This is a genomic window from Enterobacter sp. BNK-16 (genome assembly GCF_048684955.1).
GTDB classification, from domain to species: Bacteria; Pseudomonadota; Gammaproteobacteria; order Enterobacterales; family Enterobacteriaceae; genus Enterobacter; species Enterobacter bugandensis.
The window spans coordinates 4,327,892-4,350,550 of record NZ_JBLQTQ010000001.1; the positions used below are offsets into that span (position 1 = coordinate 4,327,892).

19 protein-coding genes and 1 pseudogene are annotated in these 22,659 nt (G+C 55.7%); 8 read left to right on the plus strand and 12 right to left on the minus strand.

Annotated elements, in window-relative coordinates; genetic code table 11:
- Positions 1–9: 9 nt before the first annotated feature.
- From ACMGGH_RS20815 to ACMGGH_RS20830, 4 genes are all read right to left on the minus strand, one after another.
- Positions 10–774, minus strand: coding sequence for an SDR family oxidoreductase (locus tag ACMGGH_RS20815; protein ID WP_049000359.1), 765 nt, complete (start codon positions 772–774; stop codon positions 10–12).
- A gap of 50 nt (positions 775–824) precedes the next feature.
- A complete protein-coding gene (gene mdtQ, locus ACMGGH_RS20820) occupies positions 825–2,243 on the minus strand; it encodes a multidrug resistance outer membrane protein MdtQ (protein ID WP_232948434.1) in 1,419 nt (472 codons plus the stop codon).
- Between the two features lie 153 nt (positions 2,244–2,396).
- The gene (gene dusC, locus ACMGGH_RS20825) at positions 2,397–3,329 is read right to left on the minus strand and encodes a tRNA dihydrouridine(16) synthase DusC (protein ID WP_232948433.1); all 933 of its coding nucleotides are present in this window, start codon (positions 3,327–3,329) and stop codon (positions 2,397–2,399) included.
- 41 nt (positions 3,330–3,370) lie between these two features.
- Entirely contained in the window at positions 3,371–4,168 is a 798-nt protein-coding gene (locus ACMGGH_RS20830; RefSeq protein WP_045259735.1) for an AraC family transcriptional regulator, read from the minus strand.
- 59 nt (positions 4,169–4,227) lie between these two features.
- Between ACMGGH_RS20830 and ACMGGH_RS20835 the strand changes: the two genes are divergently transcribed.
- The 6 genes from ACMGGH_RS20835 (at position 4,228) to ACMGGH_RS20860 (ending at position 9,580) form a co-directional block, all read left to right on the plus strand.
- Positions 4,228–4,932, plus strand: a complete 705-nt coding sequence (locus ACMGGH_RS20835; protein ID WP_028013853.1) for a type 1 glutamine amidotransferase — start codon at positions 4,228–4,230, stop codon at positions 4,930–4,932.
- 190 nt (positions 4,933–5,122) lie between these two features.
- A complete protein-coding gene (locus ACMGGH_RS20840; protein WP_047363090.1) occupies positions 5,123–5,518 on the plus strand; it encodes a CidA/LrgA family protein in 396 nt (131 codons plus the stop codon).
- Positions 5,515–6,210, plus strand: a complete 696-nt coding sequence (locus tag ACMGGH_RS20845) for a CidB/LrgB family autolysis modulator (RefSeq protein ID WP_041909023.1) — start codon at positions 5,515–5,517, stop codon at positions 6,208–6,210. Before ACMGGH_RS20840 ends, ACMGGH_RS20845 begins: the two co-directional genes overlap by 4 nt.
- Before the next feature lie 129 nt (positions 6,211–6,339).
- Positions 6,340–7,224, plus strand: a complete 885-nt coding sequence (gene cdd, locus ACMGGH_RS20850) for a cytidine deaminase (RefSeq protein WP_126300525.1) — start codon at positions 6,340–6,342, stop codon at positions 7,222–7,224.
- Between the two features lie 126 nt (positions 7,225–7,350).
- The gene (gene sanA, locus ACMGGH_RS20855; protein WP_028013857.1) at positions 7,351–8,070 is read left to right on the plus strand and encodes an outer membrane permeability protein SanA; all 720 of its coding nucleotides are present in this window, start codon (positions 7,351–7,353) and stop codon (positions 8,068–8,070) included.
- 121 nt (positions 8,071–8,191) lie between these two features.
- Positions 8,192–9,580, plus strand: coding sequence for a glutamine synthetase family protein (locus ACMGGH_RS20860; RefSeq protein ID WP_193051510.1), 1,389 nt, complete (start codon positions 8,192–8,194; stop codon positions 9,578–9,580).
- 49 nt (positions 9,581–9,629) lie between these two features.
- On the opposite strand, the gene mglC is transcribed toward ACMGGH_RS20860, so the two are convergent.
- From mglC to ACMGGH_RS20895, 7 genes are all read right to left on the minus strand, one after another.
- Positions 9,630–10,640: a galactose/methyl galactoside ABC transporter permease MglC gene (mglC, locus tag ACMGGH_RS20865; RefSeq protein WP_013097952.1), complete on the minus strand. Its 1,011-nt coding sequence runs from the start codon at positions 10,638–10,640 to the stop codon at positions 9,630–9,632.
- 15 nt (positions 10,641–10,655) lie between these two features.
- Entirely contained in the window at positions 10,656–12,176 is a 1,521-nt protein-coding gene (gene mglA, locus ACMGGH_RS20870; protein WP_028013859.1) for a galactose/methyl galactoside ABC transporter ATP-binding protein MglA, read from the minus strand.
- A 79-nt stretch (positions 12,177–12,255) separates the two neighbouring features.
- A complete protein-coding gene (gene mglB / locus ACMGGH_RS20875; RefSeq protein WP_008500923.1) occupies positions 12,256–13,254 on the minus strand; it encodes a galactose/glucose ABC transporter substrate-binding protein MglB in 999 nt (332 codons plus the stop codon).
- A gap of 294 nt (positions 13,255–13,548) precedes the next feature.
- The gene (galS, locus tag ACMGGH_RS20880; protein WP_126300527.1) at positions 13,549–14,571 is read right to left on the minus strand and encodes an HTH-type transcriptional regulator GalS; all 1,023 of its coding nucleotides are present in this window, start codon (positions 14,569–14,571) and stop codon (positions 13,549–13,551) included.
- A 155-nt stretch (positions 14,572–14,726) separates the two neighbouring features.
- A complete protein-coding gene (yeiB, locus tag ACMGGH_RS20885) occupies positions 14,727–15,884 on the minus strand; it encodes a DUF418 domain-containing protein YeiB (protein ID WP_028013861.1) in 1,158 nt (385 codons plus the stop codon).
- Positions 15,885–15,902: 18 nt separating this feature from the next.
- The gene (gene folE, locus ACMGGH_RS20890; protein ID WP_116338692.1) at positions 15,903–16,571 is read right to left on the minus strand and encodes a GTP cyclohydrolase I FolE; all 669 of its coding nucleotides are present in this window, start codon (positions 16,569–16,571) and stop codon (positions 15,903–15,905) included.
- Positions 16,572–16,673: 102 nt separating this feature from the next.
- Positions 16,674–17,822, minus strand: coding sequence for a YbfB/YjiJ family MFS transporter (locus ACMGGH_RS20895; RefSeq protein WP_045259730.1), 1,149 nt, complete (start codon positions 17,820–17,822; stop codon positions 16,674–16,676).
- A 138-nt stretch (positions 17,823–17,960) separates the two neighbouring features.
- On the opposite strand from ACMGGH_RS20895, the gene fghA reads away from it, so the two are divergent.
- Complete coding sequence (gene fghA, locus ACMGGH_RS20900; protein WP_028013863.1) at positions 17,961–18,788, plus strand: S-formylglutathione hydrolase; 828 nt, start codon at positions 17,961–17,963, stop codon at positions 18,786–18,788.
- A 268-nt stretch (positions 18,789–19,056) separates the two neighbouring features.
- Positions 19,057–21,042, plus strand: coding sequence for a ligand-gated channel protein (locus ACMGGH_RS20905; RefSeq protein ID WP_028013864.1), 1,986 nt, complete (start codon positions 19,057–19,059; stop codon positions 21,040–21,042).
- Between the two features lie 54 nt (positions 21,043–21,096).
- On the opposite strand, the pseudogene ACMGGH_RS20910 reads toward ACMGGH_RS20905, so the two are convergent.
- A pseudogene (locus ACMGGH_RS20910) lies at positions 21,097–22,567 on the minus strand (amino acid permease).
- Positions 22,568–22,659 lie beyond the last annotated feature (92 nt).

Sequence of the window (22,659 nt, forward strand, 5' to 3'; positions counted from 1 at the left end):
GGAAACCTGTTACCCTTCCGGCTTAAACTGCGGGTTCGCCAGCATAAAGCCCCCGTCGACGATAAATGATTGCCCTGTGGTATAGCTGGCGTCGCTGTCACACAGCCACGCCACCAGGCTGGCGATTTCTTTGGTGTGGCCCGGCCTTGCCAGCGGGATTTCCGGCATTGACCCTTCCTTCACTTCGCTGTCATCCATATCGTTCATCGGCGTGGCAATGGCCCCCGGCGCGACGGCGTTCACCAGAATCTTGTGCTTCACCAGCTCCATCGCCATCGACTTGGTTAAGCCGCCGAGCGCGTGTTTCGCAGCCGTGTAAGCGCTGGCATCAGGCAGCGGCGTGTGCTCATGCACCGAGGTGATGTTCACAATCCGCCCGCCTTCCCCCTGCTTCACCATCTGCCGTGCCGCAATCTGCGAGCAGAGAAACGCGCCGTCCACGTCGACGGTAAAAATGTTCCGCCAGTCGTCAAACGCCATCTCAAGAAATGGCGCTTTGGTCATCGCTCCGGCATTGTTAACCAGCACGTCCAGCCGGCCGAAACGTGCAATCAGCGTTTCAATGGCTTTAGCGCCGTCCGGGAGCGTGCTTAAATCAAGATGGATAGCCTCTGCACGCTGCCCACGCGCTTCAACTTCACGGCAGGTTTCCAGCGCCCCTTTTTCATCCGAATGCCAGGTGACGCCAATATCAAATCCGCGCTCTGCCAGCATCAGCGCCGTGGTTTTACCGATCCCGGAATCCGATGCGGTTACAATCGCTACTCTGTTCATACTCACCTCCTGAAAAACTGCAAAGAGGTAAGTATAGATAATGACCTTTTTTAGCCATGATGATAGCCGCCGCCCAGCGCTGACGTCAGCTGCAGCGTGGCGTCGAGATACTGGCCTTTCAACATGACGCCTTCAAGATGCTCTTTCAGTGCCGGGATTCTGGCTTCGCTGACCCGCGAACCGGCAATAATACCTGCACTAAAACGCGCCTGCGCCAGCGCCACCACGCGCGCCGCGTCTTTTTCTATCTGCTGCTGGTGACGATTTTTTGCCGTCAGGGTTTCAACTTCACTTGCCGTACGCGCCACCTGATTGACCGCCTCCACCACCGCTTTGTTGTAGTTCGCGACCGAGAGGTTATTCTGCGCCTGGGCGATATCCAGATTAGCGTTCAGCCTGCCGCTGTCGAAGATCGGCAGCGTCAGTCCGGCAGTCACGCCCATCTGCTGGGCTGAAGAGCGGAACAGATCGCTCAGGTGCAGGGCATCCTGCTGTAAGAACGCCATCAGGTTCACGTCAGGATAGAACGCCGCTCTGGCGGCTTCCACCTCGCTCATGGAGGCTTCGATATACCAGTGCGCTTCCTGCAGATCCGGTCGGCGAGCCAGCAGTTCATATCCCAGAGTTGACGGTAGCGAGGCTTCTGCTGCAGGCAACGGGTGGCGCGTAAGATGTGTCGCCGGGGTGCCGGTCAGCGCATCCAGACGCGCTTCAATGGCCTTCATTTTGCCCTTTACGTCGGCCAGCTGTTCATTAGTCTTACTGGCGTGTATATCGGTTTCGACGCCCTCCACCGAGGAGGTAATACCGTGCTGATACAGTTCGCGATCGGCGTCGATAATATTTTCCTGCTCCTGTTTAATCCGGGTAAGAACTTCCCCTGCTTCGGCCTGGGTCTGCCACGCCCAGTAAAGGCGCGCAACGCTGGTTGAAAGCAGCTGGCGGGTCTGCTCCAGCTCCGCTTTTTGCGCATTCACTTTACCGATACGCGCTGCAATCCGGGCGCGGTTTTTTCCCCACAAATCGAGATCCCAGCCCGCCGTCAGGCCAAAGGTGCCGTTGGTATACCATGGGCCGGTGGTGCCCGCCGCCGGGTCGGTAAGGGCAAACGGCCCCATCAGCCCCTCTGCCGACATTTTTTGCCGTTCAACATCCGCTGAAAAATCCATTTGTGGGCCATCGGCTGCGATAGCGGCTCTGGCCTGCGCTTCGGCAAGCGTAATGCGCTGCCGGGCAATTTGCATATCGGGCGCATCCGCTATGGCTTTGGCAATAAGCGAATTTAACTGCGGGTCGTTATATTCTTTCCACCATTCATTTTTCGGCCAGTCCGCATGACGAAGTTGGGTATTAACGGACGCGGCTGCTGTTTGCGTTTGAATTGGCGACACCGTGGAATGTTCCGGTGCGCAGGCAGCCAGCATAAAAACAAGGGGAGCACTCAGAGATAAAATAAGAAAACGTTTCATTACGCCATGCACTCAAAAAAAATAAAGGCGCAACTTACGCTTGATGACGCGCTATTTTTTAGTAACGCGTGGCAATCCGCAAATTGTCATACACTTACATACTCGGCAAAATATTCACCGAGTGAATTATTTATTTTTAAATATAACTGTCGATTATTTTGACTGTATAACCCGCGCAATATCAGCCGACGTTTGCAGCGTGCGGATCTCCTGAAATAATCCCAGCGCTTCGCTGTACTCTTTGCGTAAATAACTCAGCCACTGCTTAATACGCGCGACGTGATACAAACCGGTATCCCCCTGCTTTTCCAGACGGCTGTATTTTTGCAGCAGCGTGACGACATCTGCCCACGGCATCCGCGGCTCGTTATATTTCACCACCCGGCTGAGGTTCGGCACGTTCAGCGCGCCGCGGCCAATCATCACCGCATCGCAGCCGGTGGCTTTCAGGCACGCCTGCGCGCTCTCGTAATCCCAGATTTCGCCGTTGGCGATCACCGGAATAGTAAGTCGTTTGCGGATTTCACCAATCGCCTGCCAGTTAATGCGCTCGGCTTTGTAGCCGTCTTCTTTAGTGCGGCCATGCACCACCAGCTCGGTGGCCCCGGCCTGCTGCACCGCATCGGCAATTTCAAACTGTCGGGCGTCGCTGTCCCACCCCAGGCGCACCTTAACCGTCACCGGCAAATGCGAGGGCACGGCCTCACGCATGGCTTTCGCGCCGCGGTAAATCAGCTCAGGATCTTTCAGCAACGTCGCCCCGCCGCCGCTGCCGTTCACCAGCTTCGACGGGCAGCCGCAGTTGAGATCCACCCCGTAAGAGCCCAGCTCAACCGCGCGGGCGGCATTTTCCGCCAGCCATTCAGGATACTGGCCGAGCAGTTGAATACGCACCAGCGTGCCGGAAGGGGTCCGGCTCTGGCGATGCAGTTCAGGGCAGAGACGATAGAATGACTTTTCTGGCAGCAACATATCGACCACGCGTAAAAACTCCGTTACGCAGAGATCGTAATCGTTCACCTCGGTCAGAAGCTCGCGCACGAGGGAGTCGAGTACGCCTTCCATTGGGGCCAGTAAAACACGCATAGCAGTACCTGTGAAAAAAGACGCGCTATAGTAGCCGCTCTCTATATCGCTGGGAAGCGCTTCTGTTCAGGCAGAAAGTCACCCGGCGTTGCCCCAACAATTGCGCGAAACGCCGCCGCAAATGCCGCCGGGCCGGAAAACCCCAGCATCCAGGCCACCTGCTTAACCGGGTATCCGTTGGCGAGGAGATCCAGCGAGGCACAAATCCTTGCGCGCTGTCGCCAGGCCCGGAAGCTAAAGCCGGTATCGTTGATAAACGCACGTGAAAATGTGCGTTCAGACATCGCGGCCCGTTCCGCCAGCCTTTCCAGAGAGAGATCCCAGAGATTGTTGGCAATGATGTCACAGGCCACGCGATGTAAGCGCTCATCCACGGGCATCGGCAGTTCGGCAGAAATCTGCTGCGTCTCGCTGAGGATGTCGAGCAGCAAAACGGCCATGCTGCGCTGGCTTGCCGGCCGGTATTCCGCGCTGAACAGCCCGGCAATCAGCTCTTTGAACAACGCTGTGGCCATAATCACGTGAACCTCGTCTTTCCGCTTAAAAGGTTCGCATTGCGAAATCAGTGCCGGGCTAAACCAGACCGCGCGAAGCTCCGTTGCGGATAACACGCTGTAGGTATGCTCCTGAAAGGGAGGGATCCACAGCGCGCGCTGCGGCGGTATGACCCAGCGTTTGCTGCCGGTTTCAACCAGCATAACCCCCTTAATGGCAAACAAAAGTTGTCCCTGCGAATGCTGGTGAGGCGGATCGACTTCGCCGCGCGTATAGCGAATTGCCCCTCTTGACCATCCGATAGCATCGTCGTGAATTGGCGTTTTATCGATAACGGTTGGCATTTCACATTCCCCCCTTCCTCTTATGATGCTGCTTGTACACGTAACCAGAGAGAGACGCAATGCACATCCATTTTATTATTCATGAACATTTCGAGGCGCCAGGCGCCTATGAAATCTGGGGGAAAAGTCGCGGCTGCAGTCTGAGCTACACCAGAGTGTATCAGGGCGAACCTTTACCTGAGGAACTGGGGGGCACAGACCTGCTTATCATCATGGGAGGCCCGCAATCCCCCGCCACCACGCTTGAGGAATGCCCCTGGTTTGATGCGCAGGCGGAAAAGGCACTCATCAGCCGCGCGATAGAGGCAGGTAAAACGGTGATAGGCGTTTGTCTGGGCTCACAGCTTATCGGCGAAGCGCTGGGCGCAGCGTTTTGCCACAGCCCGGAAAAAGAGATCGGCAAATTTCCCGTCAGGCTCACAGATGCAGGCAAGGCGAACCCGCTGTTTGAGGACTTTGGCAGCGTGCTGAACGTCGGTCACTGGCATAACGATATGCCTGGGTTGACGCCGCAGGCTAAGGTTCTGGCTTACAGCGAGGGCTGTCCCCGCCAGATCGTGCAATACAGCGAACGGGTTTACGGTTTCCAGTGCCATATGGAGCTGACGCCGGAGGTGGTAGAGTTGCTGATTGAGCATTCGCAGAATGACCTCCGCCGTGCGGGTGAATTCCGTTTTGTCGAAACGGCGGAAAAACTCCGCTCGCATGATTATCGCGAAATGAACCAGGTGCTGTTTTCTTTTCTCGATAAACTGACCGCCTGACGCTGATACCTTCTCTGGCGCGTGACTTCGCCAGCGCAATCCCTTTCCTCTAAACTGTAGCCTGCACCAGTAAGGTGATACCGGACGTTCCATTCCGGAATGTCTGGTATGCTCAAAATTCATGATGTGATCCGTGGCACATTTTTAGGTTTAATTGTATGATGAATGCGTTTCAGCAAGGACTATCACCATGAGCAAATCATTGAACATTATCTGGCAATATCTGCGCGCATTCGTCCTGATTTACGCCTGCCTGTATGCCGGCATTTTCATCGCGTCGCTGCTGCCCATCACCATTCCCGGCAGCATTATCGGTATGCTGATCCTCTTCGTTTTACTGGCGCTGCAAATTCTGCCTGCAAAGTGGGTTAATCCAGGCTGCTTCATTCTTATCCGCTACATGGCGCTGCTGTTCGTGCCTATCGGCGTGGGCGTCATGCAGTATTTTGATTTGCTCAAGGCGCAGTTCGGCCCGATTGTCGTTTCCTGCGCGGTCAGCACGCTGGTGGTTTTCCTGGTGGTGAGCTGGAGTTCTCATCTGGTACATGGAGAACGTAACGTGGTCGGGGAGAAAACAAAAAAATGATGGCTAATATCTGGTGGTCACTGCCGTTAACCCTGCTGGTATTCTTCGCCGCGCGCAAGCTTGCCGCACGATTTAAAATGCCCTTGCTGAACCCCCTGCTGGTGGCGATGGTGGTGATTATTCCCTTCCTGCTGCTCACCGGCATTCCTTATGAGCGTTACTTTGCGGGCAGCAAAATTTTAAACGACCTGCTGCAGCCCGCCGTTGTCGCGCTTGCCTTTCCTTTATATGAGCAGCTGCACCAGATCCGCGCACGGTGGAAGTCCATCATTACTATCTGTTTTGTGGGAAGCTTGGTGGCGATGATTACCGGCACGTCGGTGGCGCTGTTGATGGGGGCCTCCCCGCAAATTGCCGCCTCTATCCTGCCTAAATCAGTGACCACGCCTATCGCGATGGCGGTAGGCGGCAGCCTCGGCGGTATTCCGGCCATCAGCGCGATGTGCGTGATTTTCGTCGGTATTCTCGGCGCGGTGTTTGGCCACACTCTGCTGAACGGGATGCGTATTCACACCAAAGCGGCGCGCGGGCTGTCGATGGGCACCGCCTCGCACGCGCTGGGTACCGCCCGCTGCGCGGAGCTGGACTATCAGGAAGGGGCGTTTAGCTCGCTTGCGCTGGTGATCTGCGGGATTATCACCTCCCTGCTCGCCCCGTTCATTTTCCCGCTGATTCTGGCGGTGATGGGCTAAAATTTGCGATGCGTCGCGCAAATTTCGTTTTGATTTCATAAGTTGCATACATAATGAGATGTGGATCACATATAAAGGCCTTGCGGCTCCGTAAACTACCGATCCATTAACCTTTATGAGGCAAACGCCATGCACCCACGTTTTCAAGCTGCCTTCGCTCAGCTTGCAGAGAATTTGCAGTCAGCCCTGGCTCCCGTTCTGGCAGATGCACATTTCCCCGCCCTGCTGACGGCGGAGCAGGTCACGGTGCTTAAACAGGCAACCGGGATGGATGAAGACGCGCTGGCTTTCGCACTGCTGCCCCTGGCTGCCGCCTGCGCCCGGGCCGATCTTTCCCACTTCAACGTCGGCGCCATCGCGCGCGGCGTCAGCGGAACCTGGTACTTCGGCGGGAACATGGAGTTCCTCGGCGCAACCATGCAGCAGACCGTTCACGCGGAGCAGAGCGCCATCAGCCACGCCTGGCTGCGCGGTGAGAAAGCCCTGAGCGCCATCACCGTAAACTACACCCCATGCGGCCACTGCCGCCAGTTCATGAACGAGCTGAACAGCGGGCTGCAGCTGCGCATTAACCTGCCGGGCCGCGCGCCGCACACGCTGGGCGATTACCTGCCGGATGCCTTTGGCCCGAAAGATCTTGAGATCAAAACTCTGCTGATGGACGAGCAGGATCACGGTTTCGCCCTGTCCGGCGATGACCTGAACCAGGCGGCCATACGCGCGGCGAACAAGAGCCACACCCCGTACAGCAACTCCCCGAGCGGCGTGGCACTGCAGTGCCGCGATGGCCGTATCTTCACCGGCAGCTATGCGGAAAACGCCGCGTTTAACCCAACGCTGCCGCCGCTGCAGGGCGCACTCAACCTGCTGAGCCTGAACGGCTACGATTATCCGGACATTCAGCGTGCCGTTCTGGCCGAAAAGGCCGATGCGCCGCTGATTCAGTGGGATGCCACCGCCGCAACGCTCAAGGCGTTAGGCTGCACGACGATCGACCGCGTCCTGCTGGCGTAAACCTTCCGGCGGACAGAAATGTCCGCCACGTTGCTGAAAAACCCCTCAGTTGAGTCGCTGTTTCTTGCGCTAACCAGGCGGGTAAAGTAGCCTGAGTTAAATTTCATCCACGAACGAGCCATCTTCATGTTAAAGCGCGTTTTTTACAGCCTGTCTGTCCTGGTCGGCATACTGCTGTTTATCGTGCTGGGTCTCGACCGCTGGATGAGCTGGAAAACGGCCCCCTACATCTTTGATGACCTGCAGGATCTCCCCTACCGTCAGGTGGGCGTGGTGCTCGGCACCGCCAAGTATTACCGCACCGGGGTTATCAACCAGTATTACCGCTACCGCATTCAGGGCGCGCTGAACGCCTACAACAGCGGCAAGGTAAACTACCTGCTGCTGAGCGGCGATAACGCGCTGCAAAGCTATAACGAGCCGGTGACGATGCGGAAGGATTTGATTGCCGCGGGCGTCGATCCGGCCGATATCGTGCTCGACTACGCCGGGTTCCGCACCCTGGACTCCATCGTGCGCACGCGCAAAGTCTTCGATACCAACGACTTCATCATCATCACCCAGCGCTTCCACTGCGAGCGCGCGCTGTTTATCGCCCTGCACATGGGCATTCAGGCCCAGTGCTACGCGGTGCCGTCGCCGAAAGATATGCTGAGCGTGCGCGTCCGCGAGTTTGGTGCCCGCTTTGGTGCCCTGGCCGATCTCTATATCTTCAAACGCGAACCGCGCTTTTTAGGCCCTCTGGTGCCCATTCCGGCGATGCATGAAGTGCCGGAAGACGCGCAGGGTTACCCGGCGGTGACGCCGGAGCAGCTGCTGGATATGCAGAAAAAAGAGAAAAAGTAGGCCTGCCTTTATACTTTCTTTACGCCGGCACTGACGCTTTTTATCCCCCCTTTACGCCAGCTCTTTTAACCTGAGTTCACTGCCGCTACGGCTTCATTGAAGAATGACTATGAACTCGATAATGAATGCGTTTTTCCTCAAAAGTCTCCGCCCTTACTTTAACTTTCCCGGATTATCACTCCCCGGCGCACTTAATTCTGGTCTCTGGCTGGATGAAAAAATTGACGCCCTCCAGCACAATATTGCCGTGGAAGTGGCCGACTATCTGGAACGCTACCCGCAGACGAAACACGTTGACGTTTACCTGAACGATATCAACGGCACGATGCGCGGCAAGCGCCTCACGGTGGAGAGCATGCTGAGTCTGGAAAAAGGCTGTTATTTTCCGCTTTCCGTCTACTCCATGGATCAGAAGGGAAAAATCGCAGCCCCGGTTTATGATGAACCCGACCGGCTGTGCGTCCCGGTCGCCGGTTCTCTGCGTCCCTGTCCGCAGGATCCGGAGCATACCGCGCAGATCCTGCTGACGATGAAGGATAGCGACGGTAACCCCTGCCCGCTTGAGCCACGCACGATACTGCAGAACGTCGTGGCCCGCTTCCACCAGCACGGCCTTTTTCCGGTCATTGCGCCGGAAATCGAGTTTTACCTGACGGGACAGGGCGATCGCGATCCGCAAAATCAGGGCTGTTTTCACATGGACACCTCGTCGGCGCACGCGGCGCTTTTTGACGAGCTGGAACAGCTGGCGCACCTTCAGCGCATCCCGCTGTCAGGGGTGGTAGCAGAAGCCGAGTCCGGACAGTACGAATTAAACCTGAAGCACAGCCAGCGCGTCGTAGAGATCTGTGATAACGTGCTGGCCCTGCGCCGCCTGACCCGCTATGTCGCTGAAAAGCACGGTCTTCAGGCTAACTTTATGGCTAAGCCTTTCAGCCAGCTCTCCGGCAGCGGTTTGCACATCCATTTCAGCCTTAACAACAGCCGTGGCGAGAACGTTTTTGCCTCGCCGGTGAACGCGCTGAGCAGCATGATGCGCTTGTGCATCGCGGGCCAGCTGGCGCTGATGCCCGCCTCCGTCGCCATTCTTGCGCCGGGGGTCAACGCGTTTCGTCGCCTGCGAAAAAACCTGACGGAACCCGTCTTTAACTCGTGGGGCTATAACACCCGCTCCGCCGCCTTGCGCATTCCCTGCTCGGAAGAGAGCAACCGTCGTATCGAGTACCGGCTTGCCGGAGCCGATGCGAATCCGTATCTGGTGGCGGCCACAATCCTGACCGGCATGCTGTACGGGCTGGAACATATCGACGAGGGGGAACTCCAGGAACCACAGCAGGATCAACCGGAACTCCCGCTGTTCCAGCAGGAGGCAATTGAGGCCTTCGCCCGCTGTCAGTATCTCACCGACAGCCTGGGCGACGCCTTTTCCGAACAGTGGGTCGCCTGCAAGCTTTCTGAACTCGAGTGGTTTGAGCGCATTGTGACGCAAGAAGAGTCCCATCTGGCATAGGCCATAAAAAAGCCCGCTCGGTGAGCGGGCCGGGTATGGCGAGTGACGATTACTTCTTACGGGCGTACTTCAGTGAATCCAGCGCCACCGCGAAGATAATGATGGCGCCCTTGATGATGTACTGCCAGTACGGGTTCACGCCGATGTAGGTCAACCCGTAGTTGATGACGGTAAAGATGATCACACCGGTGACCACGCCGAGCACGGTACCCACCCCGCCGCTGAAGGAGACGCCGCCGACCACGCAGGCCGCAATCGCATCCAGCTCGTACATGAAGCCAAGGTTGTTCGTTGCGGAGCCGATACGGCCTGCTTCCAGCATCCCGCCGAAGGCGTAGAACACACCGGACAGCGCGTAAATCATCAGCAGGTTCAGGGCAACGTTTACCCCGGACACTTTCGCCGCTTCCGGGTTACCACCGATAGCGAAGATGTTTTTACCGAAGCGCGTTTTGTTCCACAGGATCCAGACGAACGCCACCGCAATCAGCGCATAGAAGGTAATGTACGACAGGCGGAAGCTGCCCAGCGCGATAAACCCCTGCGTGAAGGTGGAGAAGCCGCTGTCAAAGCCCGAAATCGGCGACGCGCCCACAAAGTCGTAGTACAGGGAGTTGATACCATAAACGATGATCATCGTACCCAGCGTAGTGATAAATGGCGTCACGTTCAGGTACGCGATGATAATACCGTTGATCAGGCCAATCACCGCCCCGATGGCGCAGACAATCAGGATCACCACGAAAATCGGCATAGTCGCCATCTCCGGGAACACCTTGTTGGCGTTTTCCATCGACTGCAGCAGGGTTGCCGCAATAACCGCCGCCAGGCCGACCTGACGACCGGCAGAAAGGTCCGTCCCCTGGGTGACGATAAGGCCCGCCACGCCCAGCGCAATGATGATACGCACGGAGGACTGGGTCAGAATATTACTCAGGTTCAGCAGGCTTAAGAACGTAGGGTCCTGGAAAATAATAATGGCCAGCAGGACTAAAAGAACAACGTAAATACCGCCTTCTTTCAGGTAAGTGAGAAAACTTTTTTTATTTAACGCACTCATGAGGAGCCCCTGATCTTAAAGGTGCAAAGACGCAAGACGCAAAATTTCGTTTTGCGTTGTCGTTTTGGTGTCAACAATACCGGCAACGAGACCATTGCTCATAACCAGAATACGGTCCGTGATCCCTAACAGTTCCGGCATTTCGGAAGAAATAATAATGATCCCTTTATTCTTTTTCGCCAGCTCGGCAATCAGCTGATAAATTTCAAACTTCGCGCCGACGTCAATACCGCGGGTCGGTTCATCCAGCATCAGAATTTCTGGCTGGGTTAATAACCAACGGCCAATAATAACTTTTTGCTGGTTACCACCGGAAAGCGAACCGATTTGGGTACGGTGGCCTGGCGTTTTCACGCGCATGGAGTCAATTACCCACTGGGTATCGCTCTTCATGCGGGAGTTATCCAGCAGCCCGACTTTGTTTTTGTAATTGCGAATATTAGAGATTAACGAGTTAAAGTTAATATCCAGATAAGCATAAATACCGGTCGAACGACGTTCTTCCGTCACCAGCGCAAAACCGTTATTAATGGCTTCGTTGGCATTATGGTTGTTAATTTTCTTCCCGTGCAGCGTGATGGTGCCATCGGCCTTCTCGCGGATGCCAAACAGGGTTTCCACGATGTCGGTACGCTTTGCCCCTACCAGGCCAGCAATGCCAAGAATTTCGCCTTTGTGAAGGTCGAAAGAAACATCGCGGATGGACGGCTGGCGCAGCGAGGTCAGATTGCGCACTTCGAGGATTACTTCACCTGGCTTGTTCTCTTTGTCCGGGAAGCGCTGGTTCAGGGAACGGCCGACCATCATGGCGATGATCTTGTCCATGTCCAGCCCTTCAAGCGGCTGCGTGGCAATCCACTGGCCGTCGCGCAGGATGGTAATTTCATCGCACAGCTGGAAGATCTCTTCCATTTTGTGCGAGATGTACACAATGCCGCAGCCGCGCTCTTTCAGCTTACGAATAATGGTAAAAAGGTGATTAACCTCTTTTTCCGTTAATGACGAGGTAGGTTCATCCATGATGACGATTTTCGCATCATAGGAGAACGCTTTGGCAATTTCGATCATCTGCATCTGGGAAACGGATAATGTCCCCACGCGGGCGCGCGGATCGATATCAATATCCAGCTCATCGAAAATCGCTTTGGTGTCGCGATACATTTTATCCTGATCGACAAACACACCTTTAGTTGGGTAACGTCCCAACCACATGTTATCCATTACCGAGCGTTGCAGTACCAGGTTTAATTCCTGGTGAACCATCGAGATACCGTTTTCCAGCGCTTCTTTCGCTGAATGGAAATCGATCTCTTTCCCCTGAAAAAGAATGCTGCCAGAATCTTTTTGATAGATCCCAAAAAGACATTTTAATAACGTTGATTTACCCGCACCGTTCTCCCCCATTAATGCATGAATAGAGTGAGGACGGACTTTTAAATTAACATTATCAAGTGCCTTAACACCGGGGAAGGACTTGTTGACGCCTGTCATTTCCAACAAGTATTCACCGGACGACTGAGTAGTTGTGCTGACCATAATTATACCTTGTTGGCCTCGCATATCGCGTTATAAAAGGGCGCAACGAATTGCGCCCAGTGAAGACAAAACAAAGATCTTATTTACCGATAAACTCAGCCAGGTTGGACTGGTCTACGCCCACGTAAGGCACGCGAACGATTTTGTTGTCAATTTTCCAGTTGGTGCCATCCGCCGCGCCTTTACCGTCGGCGAGGTTTTTCGCCAGATCGAAGGTCGCTTTCGCCTGGTTGTTGGCATCGTTCAGAACAGTACCGGCCATTGCGCCAGATTTAACCAGCGCCAGCGCTTCCGGCAGGGCATCCACGCCAAATACCGGGATGGACGATTTATTGTGGGCTTTCAGCGCTTCAACCGCACCCATTGCCATCGCATCGTTGTTGGCAATGACCACTTCGATTTTGTTCGCGTTCGGGCCAGACAGCCACGCGTCCATCTTATCTTTCGCCTGAGCGGTGTCCCACATCGCGGTATCTAACGCCAGCTGCTGGGTTTTCAGGCCCTTGTCGTTCAGCTCTTTGATAACATAGGTGGTACGCGCTTCAGCATCCGGGTGGCCAGGCTCGCCTTTCAGCAGCACGAACTGGATCTGACCGTCTTTGTTCAGGTCCCAGTTCGGGTTCGCCGCCCAGTGCTTCGCGATCAGATCGCCCTGAATAATGCCGGACTCTTTAGAGTCAGTACCGACGTAATACGCTTTGTCATAGCTGTCCAGCGCTTTACGGGAAGGTTCTTTGTTGAAGAAGACGATTGGCACGTTCTGGCCGCGCGCTTTCTCAATAACCGTGCCTGCTGCAGCCGGGTCAACCAGGTTGATCGCCAGGGCCTTAACGCCTTTAGCCAGCAGAACGTCGATCTGATCGTTCTGTTTGGACTGGTCGTTCTGGGAGTCATTCATCAGCAGCTGTACGTCTGGCGCTGCTTTCGCATCTTTCTCAATTGCTTTACGCACAACAGACATGAAGTTGTCGTCGTATTTATAGATGGTCACACCAATACGGGTATCCGCAGCGTGCGCTGCTGCACCAAAAAGCATGCTTGCCATTACAGCAGACAGGGTCAACACCTTCTTATTCATGGTATCTCCGGTTTTTTTATGCAGGGTAGTTCTTGTGAATAACGATCGGCAGGCAGGTGTTAATAAAACGTTACTGACAGCCGACGTTCACTTATAAAATTTCTATCTTCCGTGGTCGGTAACGCTCCAGAAATGCGTTTTATTCGTTGTTTGCGGCACATTGGCTATGGTGAAAGCGAATAATCACCGTTACATAGCGTTTCAGCCCCTAAAACGCTGACATCATAGTCAGCGCCTTGTTAAGATACTGTGAATTTACTCACAGATTGAAAACGGTTACATCACCCGGTGTAATCAGTTAGTGATCGGAACCACAATTTGCCGGGCGGCGACGGAATGACGACGCACCAGCGTCGGCATGAAGCAGTGAGTTGCCCCCGGATCGAGCAGCCCAGCCGCTCCCTGTAGCGCCAGCTCGGTCGCCAGTTTTGCCATAGAAGCAATGGGATAGCGCACCGTAGTCAGCTGCGGGTCGGTGTAACGGGCAATCGGAATATCATCGAAACCAATCAATGACAAATGCTGTGGCACCGCAATGCCGTTATCCTTTAGCGCAGTCAGCGCGCCTGCCGCCATGCTGTCGTTATAGGCAAACACCGCAGAAAGCTGCAGATTGCGGCCCAGCAGTTCCACCATTGCCGCCTCACCGCCCTGCATATCCGGCGTGCCGGTGCCAATCCAGCTTTCTGATGGCGTAATACCGTGCTCTTTCAGGGCGTTTTGCCACCCCTCACGCCGCAGCTCGTCATCTTCAATGTGATGGCTGGATGCCAGATAGCCGATCCGCTGATGGCCGTTATTGATGAGCATTTTGGTGGCCATCATGGCGCCGCTGGCGTTATCCAGCCCGACACAGCGGTGGGCATAGCCCGGGACGATGCGGTTGATTAACACCATGCCCGGGATCTGCTCCATAAACCCGACCAGCTCTTCATCGCTTAAGGCTTTTGAGTGAACAATCAGGGCGTTGCAGCGCTGGCGGATCAGCACTTCAATGGCATAACGCTCCTTTTCCGCCTCGTGATAGCTGTTGCCAATCAGCACGTATTTCTGATGCTGCTGGGCGACCACATCGACCGCTTTCACCAGCGCACCGAAAAAGGCGTCCGAGACATCCATTACCACCACGCCGATGGTATCGCTGACCTGTGTTGCCAGCGCCTGCGCGTTAGCATTTGGCCGGTACCCGAGCTGGGTCACGGCTTTCATTACGGTTTCACGGGTTTCAGGGCTGACCAGCGCGCTGTTGTTCAGCACGCGGGAAACGGTAGCCACAGAAACGCCCGCCAGACGGGCGACGTCACGAATGGTGATCATATTCACCATCCTTCAAAGAATTGCAGCAACTCACAGACACCCCCTGTGTTTAGCAAGGTGGCTATTTTGGCAGCGAGAGAAAGGGGACTACGTGAAGAAGCTCACACTCATGAAAACGCTTACATCCGTTTTGTTAATGATTGTGATCCAGATCGTTATCTGGATGTATTACTCAATGATACCCCCGAAGCATGTGCGGTTAACTGACGCCACACCCACTCCAGCGGTCCCTGGCGGAAATAACGCAGCCAGATGACAGAAAACGCCAGGTTTACTATCCAGACCGGAATAACAAACGCCAGTAGTCCGAGGCGGTCGAATTTCATAAACAGGCCAAAGCGATAGAAAAGCGTGGTGCAGATCAGCGTCTGCAGAAGGTAATTGCTTAACGCCATCCGCCCAACGCAGGCTACGGCGCTGACGATCCACAGGCGAGAAAGCTGTGGCCAGAAACCATAGATCAGCGCCGCATAGCCGATGGTCTGGAACGGCGCGCTCAATTCACGCGGCGTCTGCAGCAGGAACGCGCACCAGCGGTAATCCCAGTGAAGGTGCCACTGCGCCATCACCGCCGGAAGGTTAATCAGCACGCCCAGCAGGACCAGCCCCGCGCCGGTGCGGCGGTAGTGCCGCAGGCTGAATTCCCCTTTCAGCCAGCCGGTGCGCATCAGTGACGCGCCCATCAGCATCATGCCCGCCAGCTGCCAGCCGTATTGCGCCCCCAGGGCAAGCAGATTGTCGCCCAGCATATCCGCACGGTTGCTTATCGCTTCCGTACCGCCCTTCAGCTTCCAGTACTGCTCGTACTGGAGGTTAGCGGCGTCCGGGATCCAGGAACGGTTTGTCGCGTCACCGGAGATCAGCCCCAGCAAAAGCAGTACGCCGAGTCCCATGAGATAGAGCATCACGCCGGTGTTAAACAGGCTTTTCACGCTGTGCGCGTCGCGAATCAGCCGCCAGCAGATCAGCCCGACTAACCCATAAGCGAGAAGAATATCACCATCCCAGAAGAACAGGCCGTGGATAAAGCCGAGGATTGCCAGCAGCGTTAAGCGCGACTGGATCCAGCGCGTGCCGCGTTTGAGCAGAAGCTGCAGGCCCGCGCCAAACAGCAGCGCAAACAGCGTGAGGAATTTAACCTGAGCAAACAGGTCGAGGATCGCCCACGTCCAGGCATCGCTTCGGGTGATGTCGCCGTACCAGGCGGGATTGAGGTAAGCGGCCTTCGGCAGACCGAAGGCGCTGATATTCAGCAGCAGGATACCCAGAATGGCGACGCCGCGAACAAAATCGAGCGTGACGTTTCGCTCCATGGTCCCTGCCCTGTCTGATTAGTTGTGGTGACGCACGGCGCGCAGGAACTCCTGGCGGGTGTTCTGGCTCGATTTAAACAGGCCGCCCAGCGAGGTGGTGGTGGTCGCACTGGTCGCATCACGCACGCCGCGCGCTTTCACGCAGTAGTGCACCGCATCAATAGAGACCGCCACGTTATTGGTACCCAGCAGCGTTTGCAGCGCGATCAGGATCTGCTGCGTCAGACGCTCCTGCACCTGGGGGCGCTGCGCGAAGAACTGCACAATACGGTTGATCTTCGACAGGCCAATCACCGTGTCTTTCGGGATATACGCCACGGTCGCTTTGCCGTCGATGGTCACGAAATGGTGCTCGCAGGTGCTGGTCAGCGTAATATCACGGACCGTCACCATCTCATCCACCTTCATCTTGTTTTCGATGACGGTAATTTTCGGGAAGTTGGCGTAATCCAGTCCGGAGAAAATTTCGTCAACGTACATTTTAGCGATACGCTTGGGCGTCTCCATCAGGCTGTCATCGCTCAGATCGAGATTCAGCAGTTGCATGATCTCGGTCATATGCCCGGAAATCAATTTTTTACGGGTTTCATTGTCCATATCCTGAACGGGCGGACGCAGTGGCGTTTCAAGACCGCGCGCGAGCAGGGCTTCGTGGACCAGGGCAGCTTCTTTACTGAGTGATGACATTTTGTTCTCCTGCAGGTGTGGCGTCTTTCGCCCTCGTTGTGGCAAAAGTATGCGCTCATTGTGCGTGAGGCGACGCACATAATCCAGTATTCACGACGATAATTATTGCAATTGCTGTTGCCTTTCAGCGTGGCGATTCCAGACCAGGGCACCCGCGACAAACAGCGCTACGCCAGCCAGCCCCAGCGCAGGCTCCAGACGGTGGGTTAGCCAGGTTGATAACGCCGAGGTCACCGGCCCCACCAATTGCCCGATGGCATACCCGGTGGTGAGCAGCCCCGCCATATAGCGCGTGTGGTTCGGTGCCAGCTCGCGGCCGTATAAAAGAGAGAGCTGCACCGCGCAGAGGAACCCGCCGCCGACCAGCAGCCCGCCCGTCAGCAAGCCGCCAATGCCCGGCAGCAGCCAGGCTGCCAGCACGCCCGCACCCTGTAACCACAGCACTATCGCCAGCCTGCGGTTAGCCGTTGAGGTGTGGCGCAAAAGAATGCTGAGCGCAATCCCCACCACGGCCGCGGCACCAAAAATCGGCCAGACAAACTGGGCAAACAGGCTGCCGGGAAAACGCACCGCCGCCATTTGCGAAAGAAAGGTCGCCGGAAGGATATAGCCAAATCCCGCCAGGCTGTAGCTCCAGACCAGGCGCTTGAGATCCGTCGTCAGCAACAGCGGCTCTGGCGCGCTGCCGGGTCGATGAAGCTGTCCGGAACGCGGCAAATAGCGCGCCACCAGCGCGACCAATACCAGCGCCAGCACGCCGTAGATTTGCCACGCCGCACCGGCCGAAAGGGATTTCGCCTGAATATAGACCGCGAGCAGGCCGCTCAGGGCGATGCCCGCGCCAGGACCGGCAAACACGGCGGCGCTGAGCCCCGGTTTACCCAGCTGCCCCAGCCGCTCGTTGCTCCAGGCGGCAATCAGCACCATTGACCAGCCGCTCATGCAGCCAATCACAAAGCGCAGCAGGCCGTGCACAACGGCGTTATCCGCGGCGGCGGAGAGCAGGGTCAATGCAACCGCACCGGTGATGCCAAGCCAGAGTCGCGTTTCAACAAAGCGGTGCGCCCGCATGGCATCCCATGCGCCCACCAGATAGCCCAGATAATTCATCGCCGCCACCAGACCTGCGCTGGTGAGCGTGAGTTGCCCGGCGGCAATCATCAGTGGCACCTGAGGCGTAAAGGCGAAGCGCCCTATCCCCATCGCCACCACCAGAACGACAAATCCACTAAGCGCAATACGCAGCGCCATGACCGCTCCAATTGTTAAAGAAAAGTAAATTTATGATGCAGCATCTCGCCGCTCCGCGAAAGTGAAAGTTGCTCACAGGTAAATGAAAACGCTGTATTATGGCTCTAATGAATAGCTATTCTCATTAAGGAGCCCTGCATGGAACTGCTCGAAGAGCACCGTTGTTTTGAAGGTCGACAGCAGCGCTGGCGGCACGACTCCACCACGCTGAACTGTGCCATGACGTTCAGCATTTTCCTGCCGCCGACGGAAAACCCGCCGGTTCTGTTCTGGCTTTCAGGCCTGACGTGTAATGACGAAAACTTCACTACCAAAGCGGGCGCGCAGCGTATTGCGGCCGAGCTGGGCATTGCGCTGGTGATGCCCGACACCAGCCCGCGCGGCGATGATGTGGCGGACGATGCCGGGTACGACCTGGGCAAAGGTGCCGGATTTTATCTCAACGCCACCGAGCAGCCGTGGGCGAGCCATTACCGCATGTATGACTACATTCGCGACGAGCTGCCAGCGCTGATTAAGGCCGAATTTACGGTGAGCGACCGCTGCGCCATCAGCGGGCACTCCATGGGCGGGCACGGGGCGTTAATCATGGCGCTGAAAAACCCGGGGAAATACACCAGCGTCTCTGCGTTCGCGCCGATTGTGAACCCAACGCAGGTGCCGTGGGGACAAAAAGCTTTCACAAACTATCTGGGTAAAGATGAAGAGAAATGGCAGGAATGGGACAGCTGCGCGCTGATGCTGGCAAGCCGGACGGAAGATGCGATTCCGATGCTTATCGACCAGGGTGATGCGGATCAGTTTCTCGCCGGACAGTTACAGCCTGCGGTTCTGGCTGAAGCGGCGCGCCAGAAGGACTGGCCGCTGACGCTGCGCATTCAGGCGGGATACGATCACAGCTATTACTTTATGGCGTCCTTTATTGAAGATCATCTCCGCTTCCATGCGGAACATCTGTTCAGGTAAGTTCAGCCTTTTTGCCCGGTAGCCTCCTGCATACCGGGCCTTTCCCCTTCCCCTCATTTACATAGTTCTATCCGCTTGAATCCAGGCTGGTTTCCTTCCACCCCCCTCAAACACAAATGATTTCAATTATCATTTGTGTTTACAATTCTACATTCTTTTGTACAATTCCAGGCTCTTCTCCATCTTAAAGAGTTCTTAAAAGACAAAATCATACAGTTCTCAGGGTTATCCCGATGGAGTTTTATTCATTTTTATACGGAATGTACAAATGACAATACCCCGCATTAAGCTCCTGGCCGTCGCCGTTGGCGCTGCCACATTCACCCCTCTCGTTCACGCAGCCGATCAGGACACCGTTGTCGTCACCGCGACGGGTTTTGAACAAAAGATCCAGAATGCCCCCGCCTCCATCTCTGTTATTTCGAAACAGCAGATTGAAGATAAAGCCTACCGTGATGTTACCGATGCCCTGAGAGACGTCCCGGGCGTGGTCGTCACCGGCGGCGGGAGTAGCAGTGATATCAGCATTCGCGGCATGGCATCTCAGTACACCTTGTTCCTCGTGAACGGCAAACGCGTCAGTACGCGAAGCACCCGCCCAAACAGCGACAACTCGGGTATTGAACAAGGCTGGCTGCCGCCGCTGGAGTCCATTGAGCGCATTGAGGTTATCCGCGGCCCAATGTCCTCACTTTACGGCTCCGATGCGATGGGTGGCGTCATCAACGTCATTACCAAAAAAGTCTCAAACACTAAAGCCTGGACCGGTTCGTTGCACGGCGATGCAACCTTCCAGGAAAACCATGATTCCGGCGATATCTTCCAGACCAACGCCTACGCTTCTGGTCCCCTGATTGACGGTCTGCTTGGCGCAAAAGTGACGGGGCTGTTGTCACGCCGCGCCGAAGATAAAATCGTGAACGGGTATAACGAGCAGAAAATGCGTAACGGTGGCATTACCCTGAACTTCACCCCGGATGAGAAGAACGATTTCGATCTTGATTTTGCTCGCGAGCTTCAGGACAGAAACAGCACGCCAGGGATGTCGAAAGCGGCTGAAACCTGCCGGGGAACGACCTGTAAGCCAAATACTAAAAGCGACTCACGCTATGAGCACACAACTTACTCCTTAACCCACAGCGGGTATTACGACGACTTCAATACCACCAGCTATATCCAGCAGGAAGAGACCAATAATCCAGGTCGCAAAATGCGCTCGTATAACACCACCTTCAACAACCAGAACCAGATTTTCCTCGGCGATCATACGTTGACCCTCGGCGGGCAGTATCGGTATGAGAAACTGCGCGACGAGGGCAATCAGCTGGAAGCTGCGGACGGCCTGAACAAACTGACGCGCTGGAGCTGGGCCCTGTTTGCCGAAGATGAATGGTCAATGACGGAAAGCTTTACATTGACCGGCGGCCTGCGTATGGACAAAGACCAAAACTACGGGACGAACTGGACGCCGCGCGGTTACGGCGTATGGCACCTGGCCGATCACTGGACGTTGAAAGGCGGGGTTTCGGCTGGCTATCGTGCGCCTGATCTGCGGCAGTCGTCTGCCAGTTGGGGCCAGGTAACGGGTGGCGGCCGTCTTGACGGTATCATCGTTGGCAACCCGGATCTGAAACCAGAGAAGAGCCTGAGCGAAGAGCTCGCCCTGCTCTGGGATAACAACGATAACCTGAATGCCGGCGTGACGCTGTTTAATACCGACTTCAAGGACAAGATTACGGAAGTTCGCCGCTGTAACAGCAGCGCCGATCCCGCCTGTACGATTGGCGATCACAGCTATGATTTCGTGAGCGACCGCGTTAACGTGGACAAAGCCAACATGCGCGGCGTGGAGTCCTCCTTCGGCTGGAAAATCTCGCGCGATGTAAACTGGACCGCAAACTATACCTATACCGAATCTGAGCAGAAGAGCGGTCAGTTCTCAGGCAAGCCGCTGAACAAGATGCCGAAGCACATGTTCAACACCACCCTGGACTGGCAGGCGACGCCCGACGTAGGTTTCTGGAGCCGTCTGAACCTTCGCGGTAAAACGTCTGAGTACCTGAGCCGCACGTCAATGTCCCAAGGCACACCGTCCTACACTCAGGTTGATGTCGGTCTGCGCTACAACGCGAACAAAAACCTGCTGGTTACCGCCGGTGTGTATAACGTGCTGGATAAGCAGATTGACTATGACACGTATGACACCGTGCTGGACGGGCGTCGCTATACGGTTGGCATGACCTACAGCTTCTGATCTGCCCATAAAAAAGCCCGCTCGGTTGAGCGGGCTGAAAGAGAGGAAGCGCGGTTATTGTTTAAATCGTTCCGGGAAATCCATTTCACTGTAGCGAACGAAGCGGGTTCCTTTCGTCAGTTTGTAGCCAAACCAGATGATCAGGAACAGCGGAATACCAATATAGGTCGCCGTGACGGCACCCCAGTCAATGGTGTCCGCAAGGAAGGCCTCATAGTTCTGACCCAGAGTAATGATCAGGCACAGAACGAAGGCGAAAATCGGCCCCAGCGGGAAGAACCCTGAACGGTACGGCAGGTTATTCAGGTCATGACCCTGCATGACGTAGCCGCGACGGAAACGGTAGTGGCTGATGGCAATGCCCAGCCAGGCGATAAAGCCCGTCATCCCGGAGGTGTTAAGCAGCCACAGGTACACCGTCTGGTTGCCGAACATGGAGGTCAGGAAGCACAGGCCGGCAATCACCGTGGTGGCATACAGTGCGTTGCGCGGTACGCCGCCGCGGGACAGTTTCGAGAAAATGCGCGGCGCTTTACCGTCGCAGGCCAGGGTATAAAGCATACGGGTGGAGGCGTACATGCCGGAGTTACCCGCCGACAGCACCGCCGTCAGGATCACCGCATTCATTACCGCCGCCGCTGAGAGCAGGCCCGCGTGCTGGAAGACCAAGGTGAACGGGCTGACGCTGATGTCTTTCACATCGTTACGCAGCAGGCTTGGATCGGTATACGGAATGATCAGGCTGATAATCAAAATAGCGAACACGTAGAACAGCAGGATACGCCAGAACACCTGACGCACCGCGCGCGGAATGTTCTTCTCCGGGTTTTCGGATTCACCGGCCGCGATACCAATCAGCTCCGTTCCCTGGAAGGAGAAGCCGACAATCATCGCCACGCCAATCATCGCCGAGAAGCCCCCGGCAAACGGCGCGTCGCCGATGGTCCAGTTACTCCAGCCCGCAGGTTCAGCCCCTTTGAAAATACCCACGATCATCGCCACGCCGACGACGATAAAGATGATGACGGTTGCCACTTTGATCAAAGAGAACCAGTATTCCGCTTCGCCAAAGCCGCGCACGGAGATGTAGTTCAGCAGGAAGATGACGGCGAGGAACAGGGCGCTCCAGATCCAGCCCGGCGTGTCCGGGAACCACCAGGGTCATCACCAGCTGCGCGGCGACGAGGTCCACGGCGATGGTGACGGCCCAGTTGTACCAGTAGTTCCAACCCAGCGCGAAGCCGAAGCCTTCCTCAACGTATTTTTGTCCGTAGGTCGAAAACGAACCTGACACCGGCATGTATGCCGCCAGTTCGCCCAGGCTGGTCATCAGGAAATAAACCATCAGGCCAATCAGGATATAAGAGAATAATGCCCCACCCGGGCCGGCTGCCGAAATCGTTGCGCCAGAGGCAACGAAAAGACCTGTACCGATTGAGCCGCCAATGGCGATCATCGTCAGGTGACGCGCCTTGAGTTCACGACGTAGCGTGGGCGCTTCTGTGGTTTTAGTTTCTGAAACCATGTGAAAATGCTGTCCATTTAATAAATGAGGCGCGATTGTAGCAGACGATCTGCGTTCCTTCCGGCAGAAATACCCTGTTATAAGAGAGCTTC